Genomic DNA, 3,027 nt, shown 5'->3' with positions numbered 1-3,027 from the left:
GCCGAGAATAACAACCGTTATTTTCGAAACTTTTAGCTCTTGTCGTTCATCTGCTTGGCCATTTTTAATTACATTGGCGTATAAATCATGAGAAACGGCAGATGCACCCGCTAAAGTTAATCCTGCAACAACGGCTAAAATAGTGGCAAAAGCGACTGCAGAAATAAAACCAAGGAAGAAATTACCACCAACAGCATCCGCTAAATGAACAGCGGCCATATTGGTGCCACCAATTAAAGCACCAGCGGCATCTTTGAACAGAGGATTAGGGCTAACGAGTAAGATAGCCCCGAAACCAATAATAAAAGTAAGAATATAGAAATAACCGATAAAACCTGTCGCATAGAAAACACTTTTACGAGCCTCTTTTGCATCGCTAACGGTAAAAAAGCGCATGATAATGTGGGGAAGTCCTGCGGTACCAAACATTAAGGCAAGACCTAAGGATAATGCAGAGATAGGATCAGAAACTAATCCTCCTGGACTCATGATAGAAAAGCCTTTTTGATGGACGTTAACAGCTTCTTTAAACAAAGTATTGAAGTTAAAGTCTGCCGCTTTCATTACCATGACCGCCATAAAAGTTGCACCGGCGAGTAATAAAATGGCTTTGATTATTTGTACCCAAGTGGTGGCTAACATGCCGCCAAAAAGGACATAAAGAACCATTAAAATACCGACTAAGATCACCGCAATATGGTAGTTTAAGCCAAAAAGCAGCTCGATTAATTTACCCGCCCCTACCATTTGAGCAATAAGATAGAGGGCAACAACAACTAATGAACCTATTGCAGAAAGTGTTCTAATGGGCTTTGGACTTAAACGGTAAGAGACAACATCAGCAAAAGTATAGCGTCCTAAATTACGCAAACGTTCAGCGATAATAAATAGAATGATTGGCCAGCCGATTAAAAAGCCAATAGAGTAGATAAGTCCATCATAGCCAGAAGTGTATACTAACGCTGAAATTCCTAAAAAGGAGGCGGCAGACATAAAATCACCAGCGATAGCCATACCATTTTGAAATCCGGTAATTTTGCCACCCGCAGTGTAATAATCAGACCGTGATCGTGTTCGTTTAGAGGCCCAGTAAGTAATATACAGTGTTAAGCCAACAAAGATCAGAAACATGATAATGGCTTGGAAGTTAATTGGCTGTTTTTCACCCCCTTCTGTTATCGCTGCGGCTAATACATTGGGGGATAATAACGTTAATAGTGATATGGCGTAGTGTTTATTTTTCATTTTTCTACCTCACCAAGAATTTCTGCCGTTAATTTGTCAAACTCTGTATTTGCTCTAATAACGTAAATCCCTGTTAGTAGAAAAGAGGCGATAATTAAGCCAATACCGATAGGAATACCTCGTGTAATGTAACTGCCTTCATAGAGCGGTGTACCTAACCATTGTGGATAAAAAGCAATCAGCAATATAAATGAGACATACATAACAAGTGTAATAATCGAAAGTCCCCATGAGAAACGACTACGTTTTTTAACCAGTTCTTTAAAGCGAGGGTTATTTTCTATCTCTTGATAAATATTGGGATTCATCAGAGTTCTCCTCAAAATAATTATTTGGTTTATTACATGATTTAGAGGTGTTTATCCCCGCATGTCATGAATTTGTGATAAGAGAGCCCTGCAAAGGCATAAAATGCCTTTGCATAGTAGTATTCCGGTTTTATTGACTGCTGTATTATTTGAGCACTAGCACTTTAAATGGTCAGTGATAGAGACTGTTTTTCTTCTAACAGTTTTTCTACAACGCCTGGATCGGCGAGTGTTGAGGTATCTCCAAGGTTAGTTGTGTCGCCAGAGGCAATTTTACGCAAGATACGACGCATAATTTTCCCAGAGCGTGTTTTAGGTAAGGCATCTGTCCAATGAAGGATATCAGGTGTTGCTATTGGGCCTATCTCTTTACGTACCCAATTGCGCACTTCTGTATAAAGTTCTGCCGTAGGCTCTTCACCATGATTTAGCGTGACATAAGCATAAATAGCTTGTCCTTTTATATTATGGGGAATACCAACAACAGCCGCTTCTGCAATTTTAGGATGGGCGACAAGTGCGGATTCAATTTCGGCAGTACCTAAACGGTGACCAGAGATATTTAAAACATCATCAACACGGCCTGTTATCCAATAATCACCGTCCTCATCACGACGGGCACCGTCACCTGAAAAGTACATGCCTTTAAAGGTCGAAAAGTAAGTCTGTTCAAAACGGTCATGATCGCCAAATAATGTTCTTGCTTGGCCCGGCCATGAATCTACGATCACCAAATTACCTTCACAAGCACCGTCTTGTATTTCCCCCATATTGTCAACAATTGCAGGTTGTACACCAAAGAATGGACGAGTCGCTGAGCCTGGTTTTAGATCCATTGCTCCCGGCAATGGGGTTATCATGAAACCTCCTGTTTCTGTTTGCCACCATGTATCAACAATAGGGCATTGGCTACGTCCCATTTTTTGATAAAACCATTCCCAAGCTTCTGGGTTAATAGGCTCTCCTACTGAGCCTAAAATGCGTAAAGAGGTTCGTTGCGTACCTTCAATGGCTTTGTCTCCTTCCGCTATTAATGCGCGGATCGCAGTAGGTGCGGTATAGAGAATATTAACTTGGTGTTTATCAACAATCTGGGCCATACGATTGACTGAGGGGTAATTGGGGGCTCCCTCAAACATCACTGTTGTGGCACCATTTGATAGCGGGCCATATAACAAGTAGCTATGGCCAGTTACCCAACCGACATCCGCTGTACACCAATAAATCTCACCATCATGATAGTCAAAGGTGTATTTAAAGGTCGTTGAGGCATAAACAAGATAACCGCCAGTGGTGTGCAACACGCCTTTGGGTTTCCCCGTAGAGCCTGATGTGTAGAGAATAAAGAGTGGATCTTCTGCGTTCATGACTTCCACATCACATTCTGTACTGACGCCTTGAACAATTTCATCCCACCATAAATCGCGTCCTTCAATCCATTGTTCTGTTTGCCCTGTTCGACGTAAGACCACAA

General features: G+C 41.5%; 3 protein-coding genes. All 3 read right to left on the bottom strand.

Features of this window, described 5'->3' with window-relative positions; genetic code table 11:
* Nucleotides 1-1,245, bottom strand: a 1,245-nt coding sequence (locus ACYUCW_RS17920; RefSeq protein WP_460409168.1) for a sodium:solute symporter family transporter, incomplete at its 3' end; no start/stop codon positions are given.
* On the bottom strand, nucleotides 1,242-1,553 hold the full coding sequence (locus ACYUCW_RS17915; protein WP_004246621.1) for a DUF485 domain-containing protein: 312 nt from the start codon (nucleotides 1,551-1,553) through the stop codon (nucleotides 1,242-1,244). The genes ACYUCW_RS17920 and ACYUCW_RS17915, both read right to left, overlap by 4 nt.
* Nucleotides 1,554-1,717: 164 nt before the next feature.
* On the bottom strand, nucleotides 1,718-3,027 hold a 1,310-nt coding region (locus ACYUCW_RS17910), incomplete at its 5' end, for an acetate--CoA ligase (protein WP_460409167.1).

Source organism: Proteus sp. MB838 (assembly GCF_054767435.1).
The sequence above is the reverse complement of the archived record's forward strand: the minus strand, read 5'-3'. Positions and strand labels throughout refer to the sequence as shown.